Origin of the sequence: Roseobacter sp. MH60115, from assembly GCF_015644665.1 — a bacterium.
In the GTDB taxonomy this organism is placed as follows: domain Bacteria; phylum Pseudomonadota; class Alphaproteobacteria; order Rhodobacterales; family Rhodobacteraceae; genus Roseobacter.
Genome location: NZ_JADOBQ010000007.1, coordinates 74,979 through 93,879, shown reverse-complemented (window position 1 = coordinate 93,879; position 18,901 = coordinate 74,979). Strand labels below are relative to the sequence as shown.

The window sequence follows — 18,901 nt, the reverse complement described above, 5'->3', positions numbered from 1 at the left end:
ACTATGCGTTCGGTTCCAAGAAAAGTGAAAAAGGAAGATTTCATATGTCGGATGCCTCCGTCTCCCCGGACATCAGTGAAGAACTTGGCAATGTCTTGCCTTACCTGCGCCGCTTTGCGCGTGCAATGACGGGAAGCCAGAACAGCGGCGACCGTTTCGCGGCGGCATCTCTCGAAGCAATCCTGGCAGATCGGTCCGTGTTGGATGGCGTTTCGGTCAAGACCGGCGTCTTCAGGGTCTTATACGGGATCTGGTCAAGCGCCGGGGCGCCCGTCGATGAAGAAGAGAGCGGGTTGAAAGCGCGGGCGCAAAAACATCTTTCGCGCCTGACGGCCAACAGCCGTGAAGCGCTGTTGCTGCACAGTGTCGAAGGCTTCAGCTTTGGCGACGTTGCGAGCATCATCGGTATTGATCAGGACGAGGCCGAGGAACTGGTACAAATCGCGCGGCGCGAAATGGCGGATGCGGTGTCCGGTTCGGTGATGATCATCGAGGATGAAGCGGTGATCGCCATGGACATCGAAAGCATTGTTTCAGATATGGGACATCGGGTCACGGGCGTCGCCCGCACCCGGGACGAGGCTGTCGCCCTTGGGTCAGCGGATAAACCGGATTTGATCCTCGCCGATATTCAACTGGCTGACAATTCGTCCGGCATCGATGCAGTGAATGATCTGATGGCGAACCTTGGTGAACGCCCGGTGATTTTCATCACCGCCTTCCCCGAGCGCTTATTGACCGGTGACAAACATGAACCGGCTTTCCTGATCTCGAAACCATATACTGAGGATCAGGTGATCTCCGCCGTCAGCCAGGCGATGTTCTTCTCCTCCACGGAAACGCTGAAAGCCTGACGCAGACAGCAGGCGCACACACAAAACCCCGCTGCTTCCAGCGGGGTTTTTCTTTTTCTACAAGTTACCCATCAGCTCTTGGCGATGGAGCGCAACATCCATGCGGCTTTCTCATGGAACGCGGCGCGCTCGGTCGCCATGTCTTCTGTCACCGGGTCTCCGTGCTCACCCGCGACCTTGATCAGGGCGTGCAACCGGTGGGCGACGCGTTCGTGATCCGCGGCCAGATCTTCACACATCTCGCCTGCCGACGGGGGCGTCTCATCATCCTGGATCACCGAGTTGGCAACAATAGACGAGAGCGTCGACGGTGCCAGCTGGCCCAAGGCACGAATGCGTTCGGCAATGTCGTCAGCGGCCTTGAACAGGTCTTCATATTGTTCTTCCGTCAGGTTGTGCACAGAGAAAAACAATGGACCCTCGACATTCCAATGAATGGCATGCGTTTTGAACAGCATGCGATAGGTGTCCGCCAATGCGTTTTCGAGGCCCTGTGCCATCGCTTCGGCGTCTTTCACGCCTGTGCTGATGTCGGTCGTCTCTGGTACTACATTCAATGCGCTTGTCATCGTCATTCTCCTTTTCTTCTGTCAAAGGAGAAACACGCGGCACCCGGGGTCTGTTCCTGAAAATCTTGGGGCGTGACGGCTTGCCGCAGTTACTCTACCGGTTTTGGCTCACCCTCTTCTGCGGCGTCGTTCAATCTCGGCATTGAGCGCCGCGCCCAGCAGCACGAGGAAACTGCTGATCCAGAGCCAGATCAGCATCGCAATGACAGCACCGATGGAGCCGTAGACTTCGTTGTAATTGCCGAAATGTGCGACGTAGAATGAAAAGGCGATGGACATGACCGCCCAGCTTGTGCCCGCCATCACAGCGCCGGGCGTCAGCCACCCGATGCGAATGCCTTTGCGGTTGGGACCAAAACGATAAAGCATGCCAATCCCGCCAAAAATGACCACGATGGCAATGGCCCACCGCAGCAGCTCGATGGTGAAGGAGGCCAGCATACCCAAGGGAAAGAACGATAGCACAATCGGCGTCACCACGATGGTGAGCAGCGAGACAACCCCCACGCCCAGCAGGCTGACTGTCAGCAAAAGCGCCCGTAGGTAATGCTTGATGCTGGAGCGCCCTTTTTGCGCATAGACCAGATTAAGCCCGTGCATCATCGCCCCGACGCCCGCGCGCGCGGACCAGAGGGCGACACCCAAAGACACCGCGCCTGCCCACCCCAGCGTGCCGGAGCTGGCGCTGACCAGGGTTACGATCTGCTTGTTGAGAATAGTGTAGACCGCGTCGGGCATCAGCCCACGAATTTCCTGCAGTTGAACAATCACCACGGCGGGATCGGCAACGAGGCTGAGGATCGCGATCAGTGCGGCAAGTGCCGGAAAAACCGAGAGCATGGAATAGAAAGCAACCCCGGCCGCAATAAGACCGAGGTTGTTGTTGGCGATCTGCTTACCGACGGCTAGAAATACAGCCCGGTTCATCGCGAAGCTCAGGCGTCGCGGTGGCACCATATCAGATGGCGGCTTTGGACGATCTCGGTCCTGCGATCAGCCATGCGATGAAGCCGAGGATCGGCAGAAGCAGAACAAGCAGTGTCCAGAGCACTTTGCTACCGGTGGACGCGCCTGATCCGATGATCGACACGATGGCCCAAATGTTGAGGACCAGAATGATCAGTCCCCCAATTCCTGCATACTCAAACATTTCGTTCTCCTTTGATCTGTCTTGCCCTCCCAACGCGCCGAAACGTCGAATGGTTCCCGAACCCGCTTACTTGTCCGGAAGCTCGTCGCGCACCTGGCCCCAGGCCATCAGGGTAAAGATCACCGTCCCGCCAATGATGTTTCCGGCCAGAACCGGGATGAAAAATCCACCAATGGCTGTCGCGGCGGTGATGTCACCCATCCAGACCAGCACGGCCATCTCCACCGATCCGGCCACGATATGGGTGAAATCCCCCGCAGCGATCAGCCAGGTGAAAACCAGGATAAGGAAGAATTTCGCACTGTCCGCCTGCGGCAGCATCCAGACGATCAACGCCACGATAATGCCCGCAGGAATGGCCCGCCAAAAGGAGGCATCCGCCCCCATGCCCGTCGCGTGATGCGACAGATCAACGACGGACACCATGATCTCTGCCGGTATCGCGGGGGTAAACACAAAAAGGGCGGCCACTGCAAAGGCACCAATCACATTTGCCGTCATCACGATCCCCCAGAGCCGCAACATGCACCCGAATGCATACCATGTCCGCTCTACCATGACGGGCAGCACTGTCGTGATCGTATTTTCGGTGAAAAGCTGCATGCGCCCCATGATCACGGCGAGAAAGCCCAGCGAATAACCCAGGTTCTCGATCAGGTAACTGCTGGGCGCATCCGGCAGATAGGTCCGGAAAATCGCTTCGCCCAGAACCGACAAGCTGATCATCACCCCCGCAGCGATGCCCGACCAGAGCAGCGACCGTTTGGGTCGCGCCATTTCCTCTTCGCCCTCGCGGCGGATCACCTCATAGATCAGCTTGGGGGCAAGGGCGGCAGCGTTCTGAACCGAGGCTTCTTCTTTTTCTTCTTCTTCGTAGCGTGCGGTCTGGTCCATGGGTAACTCCGAAACGCACCTGCCGAGCCGGTGCCGCTTGACACTCAACTTATTATCGCCTGAATGAGTTCCACAACCTTTACTTGCGCGGACCGACATGCCCCTTTTTGCCCCTGATTTGATGTCCGATGTCCGTGCCCGATTTGCCCATGTGGACAGCTGCCCGTTTCAGGGGCCGCGCATCTTCTTTGAAAACGCGGGCGGGGCACTGACGCTGAATTCCGTCGTCGAGACCTCGGCAAAATTCGCCGCCATTCCGGATAATCAGGGCCGCGACAACCCCGCTGCCCGTGCGCTCGTTGACCTGATCGCGCAGTCCAAGACGGATATGGTGGATTTCTTCAACCCGAGGGGTGGCCAGTTCTTTGTCGGGGAAAGCGGCACCGAACTCACCTTTCGCCTGATCCGCACGGCGGTGATGGGAGCGCCCGAGGGCGGCGCGGTGATCGGTTCGACCGTCGAACACCCCGCGTCGCGTTCTGCCGCGACCCATTGGGCGCAGATTGCGGGCAAAGACTATGTTTCCGTGCCACACGATGACGCCACCGGGTCGGTTAGCGCCGAAGCCTATGCGGCCCTCATGACGCCCGACGTGCGGGTCGCAACCATCCTGCATACCTCCCCCGTGACCGGCATCGCCAATGACGTGGCCTCTATTGCTGCCGCAATCCGGGCCGTCGCCCCCGAGGCCTACATCTTCGTCGATGGCATCCAGCATGCGAGCCACGGTCACATCGACATCGCCGCCTATGACATCGATGGCTATGTGATCTCGCCCTACAAGGCCTTTTCGCGCCATGGCTACGGGGTCGCCTGGGTGTCGGACCGGATGACGGCGCTGCCTCTGGAACAGCTGGAGAACGGCCCACGTGCCCATTGGGAGATGGGCACCCGCGATACTGGTGCCTATGCGACCTTCTCTGATGTCGTCGCCTATCTCGACTGGCTGGGCGCACAGCATAGCGACAGCGATGACCGACGCACCCGGCTGAAGGCGGCGGGGGCTGCCATACACGATCACGAACACGCGCTGACCCAGGCGATGCTGCATGGCAGTGGCAACCTGCCCGGTCTGGCGGAACTACCCGGCATCACCATTCTGGGCGGCATCGACAATCCCGCACGCGAGGGGTTGGTCTGCTTCGCCCTGGACCACCTGCCTGCCGCCGAGATCGTCAGCGCTCTGAACGCACAGGGCATCCGCACCCATGTCCGCAAGGCAGATCACTACTCTGGCAACATCCTCAATCCCCTGGGTCTGGAGGCCGCTGTCCGGGTCTCAATGTGCCACTATAATAGTGTCGAAGAAGTCAGCACGTTTCTGGGCGCCATGAAGGACATTGCCGGGACCGGCTGAGCGGCCGTTTTCACCTTGCCCGGATGTCGCAATTGCCTGACAGTAATTTCATGCTGAACCCCACCTCTCTGTCTGACGCCATCGATGCCAAACGCGCGGACCTTGTTGCGCTGACCCGTGACCTGATCCGCATTCCCACGCTCAACCCGCCCGGCGATTGTTATCGCGATATCTGCGACTTTCTGGACAGGCGCCTGTCGCGCCACGGGTTCGAGACGACACTGGTCCGTGCCCATGACACTCCGGGGGACAGCGACAAGTATCCCCGGTGGAACATCGTCGCACGCCGGGAAGGTGCACGTTCCGGCGACTGTGTGCATTTCAACAGCCACACGGATGTGGTTGAGGTCGGTCGCGGCTGGACCATGGACCCCTTTGGCGGCGCGGAAAAGGACGGCAAGATCTACGGGCGCGGGGCCTGTGACATGAAGGGCGGGCTCGCCGCATCGATCATTGCCTGCGAGGCCTTCATCGAAACCCATCCTGATTTCGCCGGTGCCATCGAAATCTCCGGCACGGCGGATGAGGAATCCGGCGGCTATGGCGGCGTCGCTTATCTCGCCGAGCAGGGCTATTTCAACCCCACGCGCGTGCAGCATGTGATCATCCCCGAACCGCTGAACAAGGATCGTATCTGTCTGGGTCATCGCGGTGGCTGGTGGGCGGAGATCGAGACAAAGGGCGAGATCGCCCATGGGTCCATGCCCTTTCTGGGAGACTGCGCCGTGCGCCACATGGGCGCGGTGCTGTCAGAGTTCGAAGACAAGCTCTTCCCCGCCATGGCGGCGCGCCACACCGATATGCCCGTGGTGCCGGATGGTGCGCGGCAATCCACGATGAACATCAACTCCATCCACGGCGGCCAGCTGGAGTTCGCCCCGGGTGACACCAGCCTGCCCGCCCATTGTGTGCCCGACAGCTGCCGTATCGTGATCGACCGGCGCTTTTTGCTGGAAGAACCGCTCGATCAGGTGCGCAGCGAGGTCACCGCCCTGCTCGAAGGGCTCAAGGCCAGTCGCACCGATTTCGAATATGAGCTGACCGAGCTGAACGCGGTCCTGCCTTCGATGACCGACCGCGACGCTCCGGTGGTGCGCACCGTGGCGCAGGCTATTGAAGACGTCATGGGCCAGCCGCCAGAATACGTCGCCTCCCCCGGCACTTACGACCAGAAACACATCGACCGGATCGGCAAGCTCAAGAACTGCATCGCCTACGGGCCGGGCATCCTTGAACTGGCGCATAAACCCGATGAATACGTCGGGATCGATGACATGATCGACAGCGCCAAGGTGATGGGACGCGCCCTGGAAACGCTGCTGTTGCCCCAGGACTGACCGTCACAGGAGCGTAGCAGCAGGTCATATCTGGTTTACGATCCCTTGATATACTGTCCAAGGATGTGCATTTTCAGGTGGAGAAGGATACCGAAGCAATGGCCAAGACACATAGCGCCACCGTCGCACGCACGGCAGACACCGGCAAATTCACCCTCCGCAAGGAAGGGGGGGATACATCCGTGCATGCCTCCGGCAAGAAAACACCCACGGTGGTCAGCGCCTCGATCAGCAAAAACAGGGACGCCCTGAAGCGATTGGCCAATCGGTAAGCCGCACTACCGGGTCAATCTGGGCGATGTTCTGGAAGCCCACGAGCAATCGCTGGAGGCTTTTGGCGGGCTGCGCGGCATCTGCAATCTCGACAGTATCCTCGGCGCCATCGGCAGACCCTACCATGGCTATCACCGTCCCATTCACAAAAAGGCCGCCGCCTTGCTGCACGGCCTGGCAACGTCGCACGGTTTTAACGACGCCAACAAACGCACCGCATGGCTCACCACGGAAGTTCTCTGCCTCAACAGCGGCTACGATCTGGCGGTGCAAGCTGACGACCGGATCGATGATGTCGTCGTTGACGTTGTGACCGGCGCGATGCCGCAAGAGGCGCTCGAAGACTGGTTCCGTGCACGGCTATCAAAGCTGAGTGACTAGCCGGACGCAGGCACCACCGGCACGTCGATATTGTCGATCAGCCGAACCCCCGCCAGCCACGCCGCAGCAAAGAGGCGGGCGGGTTCGGTAGGCCACTCCAGCGCCTCCAGCGCTGCACAGGACCGAAGCTCGAAGTAATCGATATCGGTAAAGCCGCCTGACGTCAGCCGGGCAACAGCCGCCGCCTGAAGGGGTGCAAAACTCTCACCGGCTGCAAGCTTTTCGGCCACCTCCTGCATCACTTCAGACAACAAAGGCGCCTTGATCCGCGCCCGGTCGCTGAGCAGCAGATTGCGCGAGGACATCGCCAGCCCATCCTCTTCCCGGATCGTCGGACAGCCCACAACCTCGATGGGAATATCCAGATCCCGCGCCATCCGCTGCACCACCATCAGCTGCTGAAAATCCTTCTCACCAAAAAAGCCCTTGTCGGCGGAGGTTTGGGTAAAGAGCTTGCTCACCACCGTCGCCACTCCGTCGAAATGGCCGGGCCGGTGGGCGCCACAAAGCACATCGGTCATCCCACCCACCGACACATTCGTGGCAAACCCCTCTGGGTAGATCTGGCTCACATCGGGGACATAGACCGCATCTACGGCAAAACGCGCCAGCTTGCGCGCATCCTCTTCCTCGGTACGCGGATAATTGTCGAGGTCCGACGCCTGATTGAACTGCTTTGGGTTCACGAAAATCGTCACAATCACCCGGTCGCACGCGGCCTTGGCCGCCGCCACGAGGCTCAGGTGACCATCATGCAGCGCGCCCATGGTCGGCACCACCCCGATGCTCTCCCCTGCCCGGTGCCAGCCCCGCGTTGCGTTGCGAAGCTCCGCCAGGGTTCTTACGATCGGGGGCGTCACGCGCGCGTCCCTCCCTTGGGCGCGGCATCAGCAAACACATGCTCCGGCCCCGGAAAACGGCGGGCACGCACCTCCTCTGCATAGGAGGCAATTGCATCCTCGCCGGTCTGCCCAAGCTCTGCATACCGCTTCACGAACTTCGCCTTGAACGCCGTGAACAACCCCAGCATGTCATCCACCACGAGGATCTGCCCGTCACAGCCCGCAGAAGCCCCGATGCCGATGGTGGGGATCTCCACCTCCGCCGTGATCCGATCCGCCAACCCTTGTGGGACTTTCTCCAACACCACCGCAAAAGCCCCTGCTGCTGCGACGGCGCGCGCGTCTTCCATCATGATGTCGCCCTGCGCCCCCCGCCCCTGAACCGTGTAGCCTCCCAGCGTGTTGATGGATTGCGGCGTCAGGCCGATATGCGCCATGACCGGGATCCCCCGCTTGACCAGAAAATCGATGGTAGGCGCCATATGCTGCCCGCCCTCCAGCTTCACCGCACCGGCGCCCGTCTCGCGCATCAGCGTCGCCGCACTCTCAAAGGCCTGCTGCGAGCTCTGCTCATAGCTGCCAAAGGGCATATCAATCACCATCATCGACCGGCTCAGCCCCCGCGCCACCGCCCGGCCATGCAGGATCATCATCTCCATCGTGACCTCCAGCGTCGAGGGCAGCCCGTGCAGCACCATGCCAACGCTGTCGCCCACCAGCACAAAGTCGCAATGGGCGTCCATCATCTGTGCCATGGGGGTGGTATAGGCCGTCAGGCTGACCAGCGGCACACCCCCCTTTCGCGCCTTGATATCCGCGGGCATCGGGGCTGTTTTCCGGGCTGTGGCGCTCATGATCACGGGTCCTGTGCTGTCGTTGCGGATGCCGGATAGCACGGATGCGCCGGAAATCCACGCCCTTGCCGGAAAACCCGCCCTTGATTGACGCGAGGATTGTTGGAACACTCGACGCAGGATCGCGCCCGCCGGGGAGCATGACACAGGGGACCCTTATGCAGACCTTCACACGCAGCCTTCTCGCCTTCGCATTCGCCGCCACCGGGATCGGTGCCCAGGCGCAGACCGATATCACCGTCGCGGTGCAGCTCGAACCGCCGCACCTCGACCCGACCTCCGCTGCGGCGGGCGCCATCGACACGGTGCTCTATTCCAATGTCTTCGAAGGGCTGACCCGCTTCATGGCCGACGGCGCGGTTGTCCCCGGTCTCGCCGCGAGTTGGGAGATTTCGGACGACGGGCTGACCTATACCTTCACCCTGCGGGAGGGCGTGACCTTCCACGATGGCACCACGATGGACGCGGAAGACGTGAAATTCTCCCTCGACCGCATCCTTGCCGAGGACAGTGCCAATGCGCAAAAGGCGCTTTATACCGCGATCTCCGCCGTCGAGGTGATCGACCCGCTGACCGTGCAGCTGACCCTGTCGGAGCCCAACGGCAACATGCTTTTCAACCTCGCCTGGGGGGACGCGGTGATCGTGGCCCCTGAGAGCATCGACGGCATCAAGCAGATGCCCATCGGCACTGGCGCCTTCAAATTCGTGGAATGGGTGCAATCCGACCGCATCGAGCTCGCGCGCAACGACGGCTACTGGGGCACGCCCGCCGCCCTTGAGGCCGCAACGTTCAAATTCATCTCCGACCCCACCGCCGCCTTCGCCGCGGTGATGGCCGAGGATGTGGATTACTTCTACGCCTTCCCCGCGCCCGAGAACCTGCCGCAGTTCGAGGCCGACCCGCGCTTTCAGGTGCTCGTGGGCTCCACAGAGGGTGAGACGATCCTCTCCACCAACAACAAGATGCCACCCTTCGACAACCCTCTGGTGCGTCAGGCCGTGGCCCATGCCATCGACCGGCAGGCGATCATTGACGGGGCGATGTTCGGCTATGGCACCCCCATCGGCACCCACTTTGCGCCACACAATCCGGCCTACAAGGATCTGACAGGCCAGTCCGCCCACGACCCCGACAAGGCCCGCGCGCTGCTGGCCGAAGCCGGGCTGCCGGACGGGTTCGAGACCACGCTGCACCTGCCGCCCCCCTCCTACGCCCGGCGGGGCGGCGAGATCATTGCGGCGCAACTGGCCGAGGTGGGCATCACTGCCAAGATTACGAATGTCGAATGGGCGCAGTGGTTGGAGAGCGTCTTTCGCGGCAAGGATTTCGGCCTGACCATCGTCAGCCATACCGAGCCGATGGACATCGGCATCTATGCCAATCCGGACTACTACTTCCAATACGACAACCCGGACTTCCAGGCGCTGATCACGAAGCTCAACAGCACCACCGATCCCGAGATGCGCGCGAGCATGATGGGTGACGCACAGCAGATGATCGCCGATGACTATGTGAACGGCTACCTCTTTCAACTCGCGCAGCTGTCGGTCGCCAAGGCGGAGTTGCAGGGCCTCTGGGCCAATGCCCCGACACAGGCCACGGACCTGACGGGCGTAAGCTGGGCGCAATAGCGCCAGGTCCGGGGCCACGAATCAGTGGCCCCTGAACACCACCTCCCCGCCGGAAACGAGACTGTCCGGCTCAGTTTACACACGCTGCAAAACAGCATTTTACATACGTATCCGTATGCGATTTGCAGCAATCCTCCAACGGTGAAAAAACGGCCTGCTTATCCTTCAATCAGGACGAAAAGTCGCGCCTATTTATTGTGCAGTTGCTTGCTCATCTACTACTAAAGCGTGTATTGTGTTCGCATTCGGAGTGGGAACATCCGAAGCTGCTGCATCCCTAAGGACAACGCCTCTTTGGACGAAAGGAGACTGCCTTGACCGACCTACAACAGCGCGCCACCCAATTGGAGCATGAAGTTGAAAACGCCTCGCACACGGAACGTATGGCGCTACAACCTCAGATCGACCGCGTGATTGCTACGCTGAAAGCCACAGGCCAGATCGTGCCCCGCCGACTGGAGCGGATGAACAACGATCTGCGCGACGAAGCCATCGAGGACATGTTCGACAACATGCCCGTCTGACCCAACCGGGCGCACCCGCCATGCTTTGGCACCACAGCCGGTTGTGCGCCCAGTTGACCTCCCTCTTTCTGACAAGATCCCGATGCGCCGAATGCATCGACCTTACGCTTGGTGCTCAACCAGTACCGGGTGAGCTACGCCCTTCGTTTCGGTCGCGCCTCAGTCCGTCGTGACAGAATACCCACCCGGTCCTTAACTGCATCTCTGACCGGCCCGTCGCGGGGCGCGTCGCGCAAGGTCGTGAACCAATGCTCCGGCGGGTTCTTCCCACGCTTGTTGCCCTCGAACGTCAGCGCGCGCAGCACGGCTTCTGCATCCGCTGGCAGACGACCTGGAATGGCATGACCGTTGAGCGTCGCCCAGACACCGGTCCAGAGCCGCCCGACCGACCATGGGTTATACCCACCCCCGCCCAGCACAAGCAGGCGCGGCGCCATGCCCATCAGCGCCGAGACCACGGCCCAATGCGCGTTGTTCGACAGCGACAGATGCGCCAGCGGATCCTCCTCCACCCCATCCGCCCCGCAGAGCAGGACAATCGCATCCGGTCGGAACGCCTCGACCTGCGGAACAATCAGCGCGTCGCGGATAAACCCCATCTCGCTGTCGTTCAGCCCGCGCGGAACCGGCAGGTTCAGCGCCGCCCCGCCCGCATCATCCTCCAGCGGCCCGGTGCGCGGCCAAAGCCGTTCCTCGTGCACGGAGATCATCAGACAATCTGGATCGCCGTGGAACCCTTCCGCCACGCCGTCACAATGGTGCGCGTCGATATCCACATAGGCGATCCGCCGCACCCCGTTCCGGCGCAGCGAGAGCATCGCAAGCACGGGATCGTTCAGATAGCAAAAGCCGTTGGCACGGTCCGGCATGCCGTGGTGCGTGCCCCCTGGCGGGTTGTAGATGACACCACCTTCGCGCAGCAATTCACCCGCCAGCAACGACCCACCCGCCGCCGTGGCCGGGCGGCGAAAAATCTCCCGGTAGACCGGGTTTGTCACCGATCCCAGATCGTGCCGCGCCAGATCCTCCGCCGTTGCCACCTGGCTGGCCTCAATCCGTTGTAAAGCCGCAACATAATCGGGCGTATGCCAAGCCATCAGCGCCTTTGGCTTGGCACGGGGCGCGGTGATGAACTGCGCCTTTGGCAGCCACCCCAACGCGCGGGAGAGATCCATCACCGTGCTGACCCGCGGCACGCGCAGCGGGTGCCAGCGCCCATAGCTGGAGTGGCGGAAAATCTCGGCACCGATGAAACGGGGGCTGTCCATGACCTCAAGACCTAACGCATTGCGCGCGCTCAACAACCCCTCTGGACCCCATGCGAGGCACCGCCTAACGTCACCGTGATGCTGCGCTATGTGCTCAAACGCCTGCTCTCTCTCTGCATCAGCCTCGCGGTGGCGTCGCTGATCATCTTCACCGTGATCGAAGTGGCGCCGGGCGATCCCGCCTCCTTCATGCTGGGCATCAACGCACAGCCTGAAACGCTGGCCGCCCTGCGCGCGGAGCTCGGCCTCGACGTGCCCAAGGTACAGCGATATTTCAACTGGGTTCTGGGCATGCTCACGGGCGATTTCGGCACCTCCTACACCTACCGCACCCCGGTAACGGAAATGGTGGCAGACCGCATCGCCGTCTCAATCCCTCTGGCGCTTTACGCGCTGATCCTGTCGATCTTTATCGCCTTTCCGGCGGGCATCTTCGCCGCCTCCCGCCGGGGACACGCGGGCGATCTGAGCGTCATGGGGGCCACGCAACTCGGCGTCGCCCTGCCAAACTTCTGGTTTGCGATGATGCTGGTACTGGTCTTTGCCATAAAGCTGCGCTGGTTTCCCGCAGGCGGTTTTGCGGGTTGGGACAAGGGCCTCTTCACCGGCCTCATCTCCCTTACCCTGCCCGCCATCGCCCTCGCCCTGCCGCAGGCTGCGATCCTCACCCGCGTTATGCGCTCCGCCCTGCTCGACGTGCTCGGCGAGGACTATATGCGCACTGCCCGCGCCAAGGGCCTTACCGCGCGCCAGACCCTCTGGCGTCACGGGCTTAGAAACGCGATGATCCCGGTGCTCACCATCATCGGGCTGCAGTTCTCTTTCCTCTTCGCGGGCACCATCATCATCGAACAGGTCTTTTACCTGCCGGGTCTCGGCCGCCTGATCTTTCAATCGATCTCGGCGCGGGACCTGATCGTCGTGGAAAGCGTCGTCATGCTCGTTGTCTTCGGCGTGATTCTGATCAATTTCCTCGTCGATCTGGCCTATGCCGCCGTCGACCCGCGCCTGCGGTCGCGCACATGAGCCGGACGCTGATCATCGGTGCGGCCCTCTCTGCCCTCTTCATCGGGTTGGCGTTGCTGTCGTTCCTCTGGACCCCGCACGACCACACCACGCTCAACATCCCCGGCAAACTGCAACCACCCGGAGGCCCGCATCTATTGGGCACGGACCATCTGGGCCGCGATATCCTCAGCATGATCATGGTCGGCGCGCGCACCTCCCTTGGCGTGGCGCTGCTGGCGCTGGCCATCGGCCTCACCTTCGGTGTTCCGCTGGGGCTGGCCGCCGCCATGCACAAGGGCAGCTGGCTGGACGAGACGATCATGCGCGGCAATGACATCGTCTTCGCCTTCCCGCTGCTGGTCATGGCGATCCTGATCACCGCCGTCTTTGGCCCTTCGGCCACCAACGCCATCGTCGCCTTTGGCATCTTCAATATCCCCGTTTTCGCCCGCGTCACCCGCGGCGGCGCGCTGCCGCTGTGGGAGCGCGAATTCATCCTCGCCGCCCGCGTCGCGGGCAAGACCCGCGCGCATATCTCGGTCGAGCACATCCTGCCCAATGTGCTGAACCTGCTGATCGTGCAGGGCACCATCCAGTTCGCCCTAGGCATTCAGGTCGAGGCCGCGCTGAGCTTCGTGGGCCTTGGCGTGCAGCCGCCCACCCCCTCGCTGGGCCGGATGCTGGCCGATGCCCAGACGCTGGTCACCCTCGCGCCGCATATCGCGATTGTGCCCGGCGTTGTCATCATCGGCATTGTCATGGGGCTGAACCTGCTGGGCGATGGTTTGCGCGACGCCTTGGATCCCCGGTTGCAGAGGCTGCGCACATGAGCCTTCTGCAGATCGACCAGCTGTCTTTGAGCATCGCGGCTATCCCAATTCTGAAAGATGTGAGCCTGTCCGTCGCCCCCGGCGAAATCCTCGCCATCACCGGCGAGAGCGGGTCCGGCAAATCGATGACCGCGCTCGCGGTGATGCAACTGCTGCCCCGCGGGACGCAGGCAACGGGCACCATTACGCTGGAGCAGACCAACCTCACCACCCTGCCCGAGGCGCAGATGTGTGCTCTGCGCGGCGATGAGATCGGCATGATCTTTCAGGAACCGATGACCGCGCTGAACCCGGTGCATACCATCGGGCGGCAAGTGGCGGAGACCATCCGCCTGCACACGGACGCAACAGCGGCGAAAGCAGAGACGCTGGCCCGCGATGTTCTTACCCGCGTCGGTCTGCCGCCGGACCGCTTCCCGCTCAGCCGGTATCCACATGAGCTGTCGGGCGGACAGCGCCAGCGGGTCGTGATTGCCATGGCAATTGCGCTGCGGCCCAAACTGCTGATCGCGGATGAGCCGACCACGGCGCTCGATGTCACCACCCAGGCGCAAATCCTCGATTTGCTGAAGGGGCTGGTGCAGGATTTCGGCATGGGGCTGATCATGATCACCCATGATCTGGCCGTCGTGGCGGGTATGGCCGACCGCATCGCCGTCATGCGCCACGGCCAGGTGGTCGAAACCGGCCCGACGCAGGACTTGCTGCACAACATGCGGCATCCCTACACGCGCATGCTGTTCGAAGCCTCGGGCCACCGGGTCGATCTGCCGGACCTGCCGGACCCCGCCCCGCTTTTGGAGGTGCAAGACGTGCACCGCAGCTACCGCCTGCCCCGTCGCCAGCTTTTTGCCGCGCCCGGCCAATTCGATGCGGTGAAAGGCGTCAGTTTTACGCTGATGCGCGGCGAACGGCTGGGGCTGGTGGGCGAAAGCGGCTGCGGCAAGTCCACCCTGACCCGCGCCCTCCTCGGTCTTGAAGAGCCACAGCGGGGACAGATCACGCTGGGCGGTGCCCCGGTCACGACGCAAGGAAAGCCCAATCTTGACGTGCGGCGGCGCATGCAGGTGGTCTTCCAGGACCCGTTTGGCAGTTTCAACCCGCGTCACCGCGTCGCCCGGCTGATCACCGAACCCTTCCATTTGCTGCCGGACCCGCCCAAGGGTGCCGCACGGCATGATGCCATCGCCGAAGCCTTGACCGCCGTCGGCCTGCATCCCGACGACGCCACACGCTACATTCACGAGTTTTCGGGCGGCCAGCGCCAACGCATTGCCATCGCCCGCGCGCTGATCATCAAGCCTGATCTTATCCTTTTTGACGAGGCTGTCTCTGCCCTCGACGTCTCTGTCCGGGCGCAGATCCTCGATCTGCTGGCCGACCTTTGCCGCACCCATGGGCTGACCTATCTTTTTGTCTCCCATGACCTCAGCGTGGTCCGATCCGTCACGGATCGCGTCATGGTGATGCAGGCCGGAGAGATCGTCGAAGAGGGCCCGACAGAGGCCGTCTTTACCAAGCCTCAACATCCTTACACCAAAAAGCTCATTGCGGCAGCGCCCCGGCTGCCGGACCTGAGGACTGCGCATGAAGATGCCACGCATGGCTGATCCAAGACGCTCTGCCTGCAAAAGAGCGCAACAGGCGGCCCCTGCGCATGTCTGATATTGTCCTGCGCCCGATCACCAGATCCGAAGATGCCGAAGACGCGCTTGATCTGGCGCAGCGCGCCGCCGACTACGTAACCTTGGAAGTCGGCCATGCCCCGAACATGGATTTCATCGACGGGTTTTTCACAGCCGTGCCGCCGGGCCTGAGCCAAGACGCGCTCATGACCTTTGCGGTGATGGAAGAACAGGCCATGGTCGGCATGATCTGCATTGCCGAAGGCTACGAGTTTCCCACGGATTGGTGGATTGGCCTGATGCTGCTGGATCCAGCCTTTCGCAGGCGCGGGATTGGCCGAGCTGTGCTAAGATTGGTCAAGCGAAAAGCCCGCCGGGCCAAGATGACGATGCTGAAGCTCTCGGTTCTTGAGGCAAACCCACGCGCGATGCATTTCTGGGTGCGCGAAGGGTTCCTCCCGCATCGTTATGCAGCGGCAACGCCCGAGAGCGACGGGCACGACCGGTGGGTTTTGAAGTACCATCTTTAGGGAGGACAAGATGCGACTGACGGGAAAGACGGCCATTGTCACAGGCGGGGCCTCGGGCTTTGGCGCGGGCATCGTGCGCAAGTTCACATCCGAAGGCGCGCGGGTGATGATCGCAGACCTCAACCAGCAAGGCGCGCAGGACTTGTGTGACCAGATGGGGGACCATGCGCTGGCCTGTGCGGTTGACGTCTCGGAAGGGGCCTCGGTCAATGCCATGGCGCAAACGGCACTCGATACCTGGGGACATGTCGACATTCTGGTCAACAACGCCGGCGTGACCCACCTGCCCACCGCGCTGGAGGAGGTATCGGAGAAGGATTTCGACCGGGTGCTGGCGGTGAATGCCAAATCGGTCTATTTGACTGCCCGCGCCTTTGTCCCGCATATGAAAACCCGCAAGGCCGGGGCCATCCTCAACATCGCCTCCACCGCCGGGGTGTCGCCGCGCCCGCGGCTGAACTGGTACAACGCCTCGAAGGGCTGGATGATCACGGCAACCAAGGCCATGGCCGTGGAACTGGCCCCCGAGGGCATCCGCGTGAACGCCCTGAACCCCGTGGCAGGAGAAACACCGCTGCTCAAATCCTTCATGGGAGAGGACACGCCGGAAATGCGCGCCAAGTTTCTCGCCACCATTCCGCTGGGCCGGTTTTCAACACCGCAGGACATGGGAAATGCGGCTTGCTTTCTGTGCTCGGATGAGGCCTCAATGATCACCGGTGTGGCCATGGAGGTCGACGGAGGGCGTTGCATATGAAGACGGTGAACCTGGCCGAGAAACTCGCGCAATTCACCAGCCACTGGGACCCGCATGTGGTGGCCGATTATAATGACAACGAGGTCATGGTGGTCCGGTTTCAGGGCGAATTCCCGTTTCACCTGCATGAAGACACGGATGATTTCTTTCTGGTGCTGGAGGGCGAGATGATCATGGACCTCGAAGACGCAACGCATCCCGTGAAAGCAGGCGAGCTCTTCATCGTGCCCAAAGGCGTGACCCACCGGCCCCGCGCGGCGGAAGAATGCAAGGTGCTGCTGATCGAGCCCAAGGGCGTGCCCAACACCGGCGACCCAGCCACAGCAACCTCGAAGCCCCGCATCTGACCCGGGTGTTTCATCGTTCGTCAAATATGCAAATCGACATCGGCAGGGGCGCGCGGCGCGTGTTCCCGATCTGCACCCTATGATCCCGGGCCCGCGCAACCTCATCACCGACGTCAGCGGGCTGAGGGTCGGCAACGCCGCGGACAGCAGGCTCAAATCAGGCTGCACGGTTGTCACCGCACGCGCGCCCTTCATGGCGTCGGTGCATGTGATGGGCGGGGCCCCCGGTACGCGCGAAACCGATCTGCTGGCCCCGGACAAATCCGTCTCCGAGATTGATGCGCTGGTGCTTTCGGGCGGCTCCGCCTACGGGCTGGATGCCTGTTCGGGTGTGGTCGACGGGCTGCGGGCTGCTGGGCGCGGCTACCGCGTGGGCGATGCCACCGTGCCCATCGTGCCCGGGGCGATCCTGTTCGATCTGCTCAACGGCGGGCAGAAGGACTGGGCCCGAAACCCCTACTCTGCTCTGGGCCGCGCGGCCTTTGACGCTGCAGGTCCGGATTTTACTCTAGGGACTGCAGGCGCCGGGACGGGCGCCTTGACCGCCATGATGAAAGGCGGGCTTGGATCAGCGTCGCTGGTGTTGCCGGATGGCACCACCGTCGGGGCGCTTGCAGCCGCCAATCCGCTGGGCGCTGTGACGACGCCGGGCGATCGGCATTTCTACGCGGCCCCCTTTGAGATCGACAGCGAGTTCGGCGGGCTTGGCCCCGATCCGGCCTCCGGCCTCGGGCGGGACATGACCAGCCGCAAACACGAGGCGTTCTTTGACCGCGGCAATACCACCATCGCCATCGTGGCCACCGATGCCGCCCTGACGAAACCGCAGTGCTACCGCATGGCGGTGGCAGCCCACGACGGTATTGCCCGCGCCTGTGTGCCTGCCCATTCGCCGGGGGATGGCGATCTGGTCTTTGCCCTCTCAACCGGCGCGCGTCCCGACACCGATGCGACGCGGGATGTCACGCTGATCGGCCATGCGGCAGCCCTCTGCCTGACCCGCGCCATTGCCCGCGCCGTCTATGAGGCGACCCCGGAAGACGGCGACCTGTTGCCCTGCTGGAGCACGTTGAATGCCTGATCTGGACCTGCCCGATGTCACGCTGCATTACGAGGTCATCGGCGATGGCCCACCCCTGATGCTGGTCGCGGGCATGCTTTCGGACAGCGCGAGCTGGGCACCGGTGGTCCCGTTTCTGTCAGACCATTTCACCCTGATCTGCCCCGACAACCGCACCACCGGCAGAACTTTCCCGCAGGACGCCCCCGCCTCGCCGAAGATCTGGGCGGAGGATGCGCTGGCCCTGCTGGCCCATCTTGGGCACGACACATGCCACGTGGTGGGCCATTCCCTGGGTGGCTACATCGCCTGGGCCATGGCCTCACTGGCCCCGGACCGGGTGCAGAGCTGCACGATGGTCGCCTCGGCCCCGCTGAGCCTTTTCCGAAACATGGACCTGTTCCGCAGCCTCGTTGCAATCCGAAGATCAGACGCACCGCCGGATACCTGGCTGCGCGTGTTCCTGCCCTGGATTTTCACGCCGGAATTCTACCAGACACCGGGCGCCATCGACGCCGCCATCGCACAATCGCTGGCTTATCCGCATGCGCAGTCTGCGGACGCCATGGCGCATCAGCTGACAGCCGTCGCAACGGCGGACCCGGCACTGTTTCAGGCGCCCCCGGATGTGCCGATGCAGGCAATTCTGGCAGAGAAAGACTTGCTGATCCCTCTGGATCTTGCCCGGCAGGCGCTGAACGGGATCCCGACCGAGGTTGTGTCGGGATGCGGGCATGCGCCCCACTGGGACGCGCCGGATCAAGTGGCGCGCGCCATAAAACACTTCACTGACAGCCATTGACCGGC

At 62.3% G+C, this 18,901-nt stretch carries 22 protein-coding genes; 15 read left to right on the top strand and 7 right to left on the bottom strand.

Annotated features, from left to right (window positions below):
- Nucleotides 1-44: 44 nt before the first annotated feature.
- Nucleotides 45-854, top strand: a complete 810-nt coding sequence (locus ISX84_RS19985) for a response regulator (protein WP_195822169.1) — start codon at nt 45-47, stop codon at nt 852-854.
- Nucleotides 855-925: 71 nt separating this feature from the next.
- Here the strand turns inward: ISX84_RS19985 and ISX84_RS19980 are convergent, their stop codons facing one another.
- The 4 genes from ISX84_RS19980 to ISX84_RS19965 all read right to left on the bottom strand — a co-directional run bounded on the left by ISX84_RS19980 (nt 926) and on the right by ISX84_RS19965 (nt 3,467).
- The gene (locus tag ISX84_RS19980; RefSeq protein WP_195822168.1) at nt 926-1,423 is read right to left on the bottom strand and encodes a Dps family protein; all 498 of its coding nucleotides are present in this window, start codon (nt 1,421-1,423) and stop codon (nt 926-928) included.
- Nucleotides 1,424-1,531: 108 nt separating this feature from the next.
- Nucleotides 1,532-2,350: a YihY/virulence factor BrkB family protein gene (locus ISX84_RS19975; protein ID WP_229884446.1), complete on the bottom strand. Its 819-nt coding sequence runs from the start codon at nt 2,348-2,350 to the stop codon at nt 1,532-1,534.
- Between the two features lie 31 nt (nt 2,351-2,381).
- Nucleotides 2,382-2,573: a PLDc N-terminal domain-containing protein gene (locus ISX84_RS19970; RefSeq protein WP_195822166.1), complete on the bottom strand. Its 192-nt coding sequence runs from the start codon at nt 2,571-2,573 to the stop codon at nt 2,382-2,384.
- A gap of 66 nt (nt 2,574-2,639) precedes the next feature.
- Nucleotides 2,640-3,467 carry a formate/nitrite transporter family protein gene (locus ISX84_RS19965; RefSeq protein ID WP_195822165.1) on the bottom strand — a complete coding sequence of 276 codons (828 nt, stop codon included), beginning with the start codon at nt 3,465-3,467 and terminating at the stop codon, nt 2,640-2,642.
- Nucleotides 3,468-3,564: 97 nt separating this feature from the next.
- On the opposite strand from ISX84_RS19965, the gene ISX84_RS19960 reads away from it, so the two are divergent.
- From ISX84_RS19960 to ISX84_RS19945, 4 genes are all read left to right on the top strand, one after another.
- Nucleotides 3,565-4,824 (top strand): aminotransferase class V-fold PLP-dependent enzyme, encoded by a 1,260-nt coding sequence (locus ISX84_RS19960; protein ID WP_195822164.1) that lies wholly within the window; start codon nt 3,565-3,567, stop codon nt 4,822-4,824.
- A gap of 50 nt (nt 4,825-4,874) precedes the next feature.
- Nucleotides 4,875-6,161 (top strand): acetylornithine deacetylase/succinyl-diaminopimelate desuccinylase family protein, encoded by a 1,287-nt coding sequence (locus ISX84_RS19955; RefSeq protein WP_195822210.1) that lies wholly within the window; start codon nt 4,875-4,877, stop codon nt 6,159-6,161.
- 98 nt (nt 6,162-6,259) lie between these two features.
- A complete protein-coding gene (locus ISX84_RS19950; RefSeq protein ID WP_195822163.1) occupies nt 6,260-6,433 on the top strand; it encodes a hypothetical protein in 174 nt (57 codons plus the stop codon).
- A complete protein-coding gene (locus ISX84_RS19945) occupies nt 6,426-6,815 on the top strand; it encodes a type II toxin-antitoxin system death-on-curing family toxin (protein WP_195822209.1) in 390 nt (129 codons plus the stop codon). Before ISX84_RS19950 ends, ISX84_RS19945 begins: the two co-directional genes overlap by 8 nt.
- Here the strand turns inward: ISX84_RS19945 and panC are convergent.
- Together panC and panB are read right to left on the bottom strand one after the other, a co-directional pair.
- Nucleotides 6,812-7,675, bottom strand: coding sequence for a pantoate--beta-alanine ligase (gene panC, locus ISX84_RS19940; protein WP_195822162.1), 864 nt, complete (start codon nt 7,673-7,675; stop codon nt 6,812-6,814). The two genes, ISX84_RS19945 and panC, sit on opposite strands and share 4 nt — an antisense overlap.
- The gene (gene panB / locus ISX84_RS19935; protein WP_195822161.1) at nt 7,672-8,511 is read right to left on the bottom strand and encodes a 3-methyl-2-oxobutanoate hydroxymethyltransferase; all 840 of its coding nucleotides are present in this window, start codon (nt 8,509-8,511) and stop codon (nt 7,672-7,674) included. Before panB ends, panC begins: the two co-directional genes overlap by 4 nt.
- A 158-nt stretch (nt 8,512-8,669) precedes the next feature.
- Between panB and ISX84_RS19930 the strand changes: the two genes are divergently transcribed.
- Both ISX84_RS19930 and ISX84_RS19925 read left to right on the top strand, forming a co-directional pair.
- A complete protein-coding gene (locus ISX84_RS19930) occupies nt 8,670-10,145 on the top strand; it encodes an ABC transporter substrate-binding protein (protein ID WP_195822160.1) in 1,476 nt (491 codons plus the stop codon).
- Between the two features lie 314 nt (nt 10,146-10,459).
- Nucleotides 10,460-10,669 carry a hypothetical protein gene (locus tag ISX84_RS19925; RefSeq protein ID WP_195822159.1) on the top strand — a complete coding sequence of 70 codons (210 nt, stop codon included), beginning with the start codon at nt 10,460-10,462 and terminating at the stop codon, nt 10,667-10,669.
- A gap of 134 nt (nt 10,670-10,803) precedes the next feature.
- Here the strand turns inward: ISX84_RS19925 and ISX84_RS19920 are convergent, their stop codons facing one another.
- Nucleotides 10,804-11,937 carry an acetoin utilization protein AcuC gene (locus ISX84_RS19920; RefSeq protein ID WP_195822208.1) on the bottom strand — a complete coding sequence of 378 codons (1,134 nt, stop codon included), beginning with the start codon at nt 11,935-11,937 and terminating at the stop codon, nt 10,804-10,806.
- A 78-nt stretch (nt 11,938-12,015) separates the two neighbouring features.
- On the opposite strand from ISX84_RS19920, the gene ISX84_RS19915 reads away from it, so the two are divergent.
- The 8 genes from ISX84_RS19915 (at nt 12,016) to ISX84_RS19880 (ending at nt 18,896) form a co-directional block, all read left to right on the top strand.
- Nucleotides 12,016-12,963, top strand: a complete 948-nt coding sequence (locus tag ISX84_RS19915) for an ABC transporter permease (protein ID WP_195822158.1) — start codon at nt 12,016-12,018, stop codon at nt 12,961-12,963.
- Nucleotides 12,960-13,775 (top strand): ABC transporter permease, encoded by an 816-nt coding sequence (locus ISX84_RS19910; protein ID WP_195822157.1) that lies wholly within the window; start codon nt 12,960-12,962, stop codon nt 13,773-13,775. Before ISX84_RS19915 ends, ISX84_RS19910 begins: the two co-directional genes overlap by 4 nt.
- The gene (locus ISX84_RS19905) at nt 13,772-15,385 is read left to right on the top strand and encodes an ABC transporter ATP-binding protein (RefSeq protein WP_195822156.1); all 1,614 of its coding nucleotides are present in this window, start codon (nt 13,772-13,774) and stop codon (nt 15,383-15,385) included. The genes ISX84_RS19910 and ISX84_RS19905 overlap by 4 nt, the downstream gene beginning before the upstream one ends.
- A gap of 47 nt (nt 15,386-15,432) precedes the next feature.
- Nucleotides 15,433-15,930, top strand: coding sequence for a GNAT family N-acetyltransferase (locus tag ISX84_RS19900; protein ID WP_195822155.1), 498 nt, complete (start codon nt 15,433-15,435; stop codon nt 15,928-15,930).
- Between the two features lie 10 nt (nt 15,931-15,940).
- The gene (locus ISX84_RS19895; protein ID WP_195822154.1) at nt 15,941-16,687 is read left to right on the top strand and encodes an SDR family oxidoreductase; all 747 of its coding nucleotides are present in this window, start codon (nt 15,941-15,943) and stop codon (nt 16,685-16,687) included.
- Nucleotides 16,684-17,034, top strand: a complete 351-nt coding sequence (locus ISX84_RS19890; protein ID WP_195822153.1) for a cupin domain-containing protein — start codon at nt 16,684-16,686, stop codon at nt 17,032-17,034. The genes ISX84_RS19895 and ISX84_RS19890 overlap by 4 nt, the downstream gene beginning before the upstream one ends.
- A gap of 79 nt (nt 17,035-17,113) precedes the next feature.
- Complete coding sequence (locus ISX84_RS19885) at nt 17,114-18,115, top strand: P1 family peptidase (protein WP_195822152.1); 1,002 nt, start codon at nt 17,114-17,116, stop codon at nt 18,113-18,115.
- Nucleotides 18,108-18,896, top strand: coding sequence for an alpha/beta fold hydrolase (locus ISX84_RS19880; protein WP_195822151.1), 789 nt, complete (start codon nt 18,108-18,110; stop codon nt 18,894-18,896). Before ISX84_RS19885 ends, ISX84_RS19880 begins: the two co-directional genes overlap by 8 nt.
- The last annotated feature ends 5 nt before the right edge of the window (nt 18,897-18,901 follow it).

Bases quoted from the DNA above. Each gene is read 5' to 3' on its own strand.
- ISX84_RS19960 (WP_195822164.1), top strand. From the start codon at position 3,565: ATGCCCCTTTTTGCCCCTGATTTGATGTCCGATGTCCGTGCCCGATTT.
- ISX84_RS19895 (WP_195822154.1), top strand. From the start codon at position 15,941: ATGCGACTGACGGGAAAGACGGCCATTGTCACAGGCGGGGCCTCGGGC.
- ISX84_RS19915 (WP_195822158.1), top strand. From the start codon at position 12,016: ATGCTGCGCTATGTGCTCAAACGCCTGCTCTCTCTCTGCATCAGCCTC.
- ISX84_RS19930 (WP_195822160.1), top strand. From the start codon at position 8,670: ATGCAGACCTTCACACGCAGCCTTCTCGCCTTCGCATTCGCCGCCACC.
- ISX84_RS19955 (WP_195822210.1), top strand. From the start codon at position 4,875: ATGCTGAACCCCACCTCTCTGTCTGACGCCATCGATGCCAAACGCGCG.
- ISX84_RS19980 (WP_195822168.1), bottom strand. From the start codon at position 1,423: ATGACAAGCGCATTGAATGTAGTACCAGAGACGACCGACATCAGCACA.
- ISX84_RS19890 (WP_195822153.1), top strand. From the start codon at position 16,684: ATGAAGACGGTGAACCTGGCCGAGAAACTCGCGCAATTCACCAGCCAC.
- ISX84_RS19900 (WP_195822155.1), top strand. From the start codon at position 15,433: ATGTCTGATATTGTCCTGCGCCCGATCACCAGATCCGAAGATGCCGAA.
- ISX84_RS19975 (WP_229884446.1), bottom strand. From the start codon at position 2,350: ATGAACCGGGCTGTATTTCTAGCCGTCGGTAAGCAGATCGCCAACAAC.
- ISX84_RS19885 (WP_195822152.1), top strand. From the start codon at position 17,114: ATGATCCCGGGCCCGCGCAACCTCATCACCGACGTCAGCGGGCTGAGG.
- ISX84_RS19910 (WP_195822157.1), top strand. From the start codon at position 12,960: ATGAGCCGGACGCTGATCATCGGTGCGGCCCTCTCTGCCCTCTTCATC.
- ISX84_RS19950 (WP_195822163.1), top strand. From the start codon at position 6,260: ATGGCCAAGACACATAGCGCCACCGTCGCACGCACGGCAGACACCGGC.
- ISX84_RS19880 (WP_195822151.1), top strand. From the start codon at position 18,108: ATGCCTGATCTGGACCTGCCCGATGTCACGCTGCATTACGAGGTCATC.
- ISX84_RS19985 (WP_195822169.1), top strand. From the start codon at position 45: ATGTCGGATGCCTCCGTCTCCCCGGACATCAGTGAAGAACTTGGCAAT.
- ISX84_RS19920 (WP_195822208.1), bottom strand. From the start codon at position 11,937: ATGGACAGCCCCCGTTTCATCGGTGCCGAGATTTTCCGCCACTCCAGC.
- ISX84_RS19905 (WP_195822156.1), top strand. From the start codon at position 13,772: ATGAGCCTTCTGCAGATCGACCAGCTGTCTTTGAGCATCGCGGCTATC.
- ISX84_RS19970 (WP_195822166.1), bottom strand. From the start codon at position 2,573: ATGTTTGAGTATGCAGGAATTGGGGGACTGATCATTCTGGTCCTCAAC.
- ISX84_RS19965 (WP_195822165.1), bottom strand. From the start codon at position 3,467: ATGGACCAGACCGCACGCTACGAAGAAGAAGAAAAAGAAGAAGCCTCG.
- panB (WP_195822161.1), bottom strand. From the start codon at position 8,511: ATGAGCGCCACAGCCCGGAAAACAGCCCCGATGCCCGCGGATATCAAG.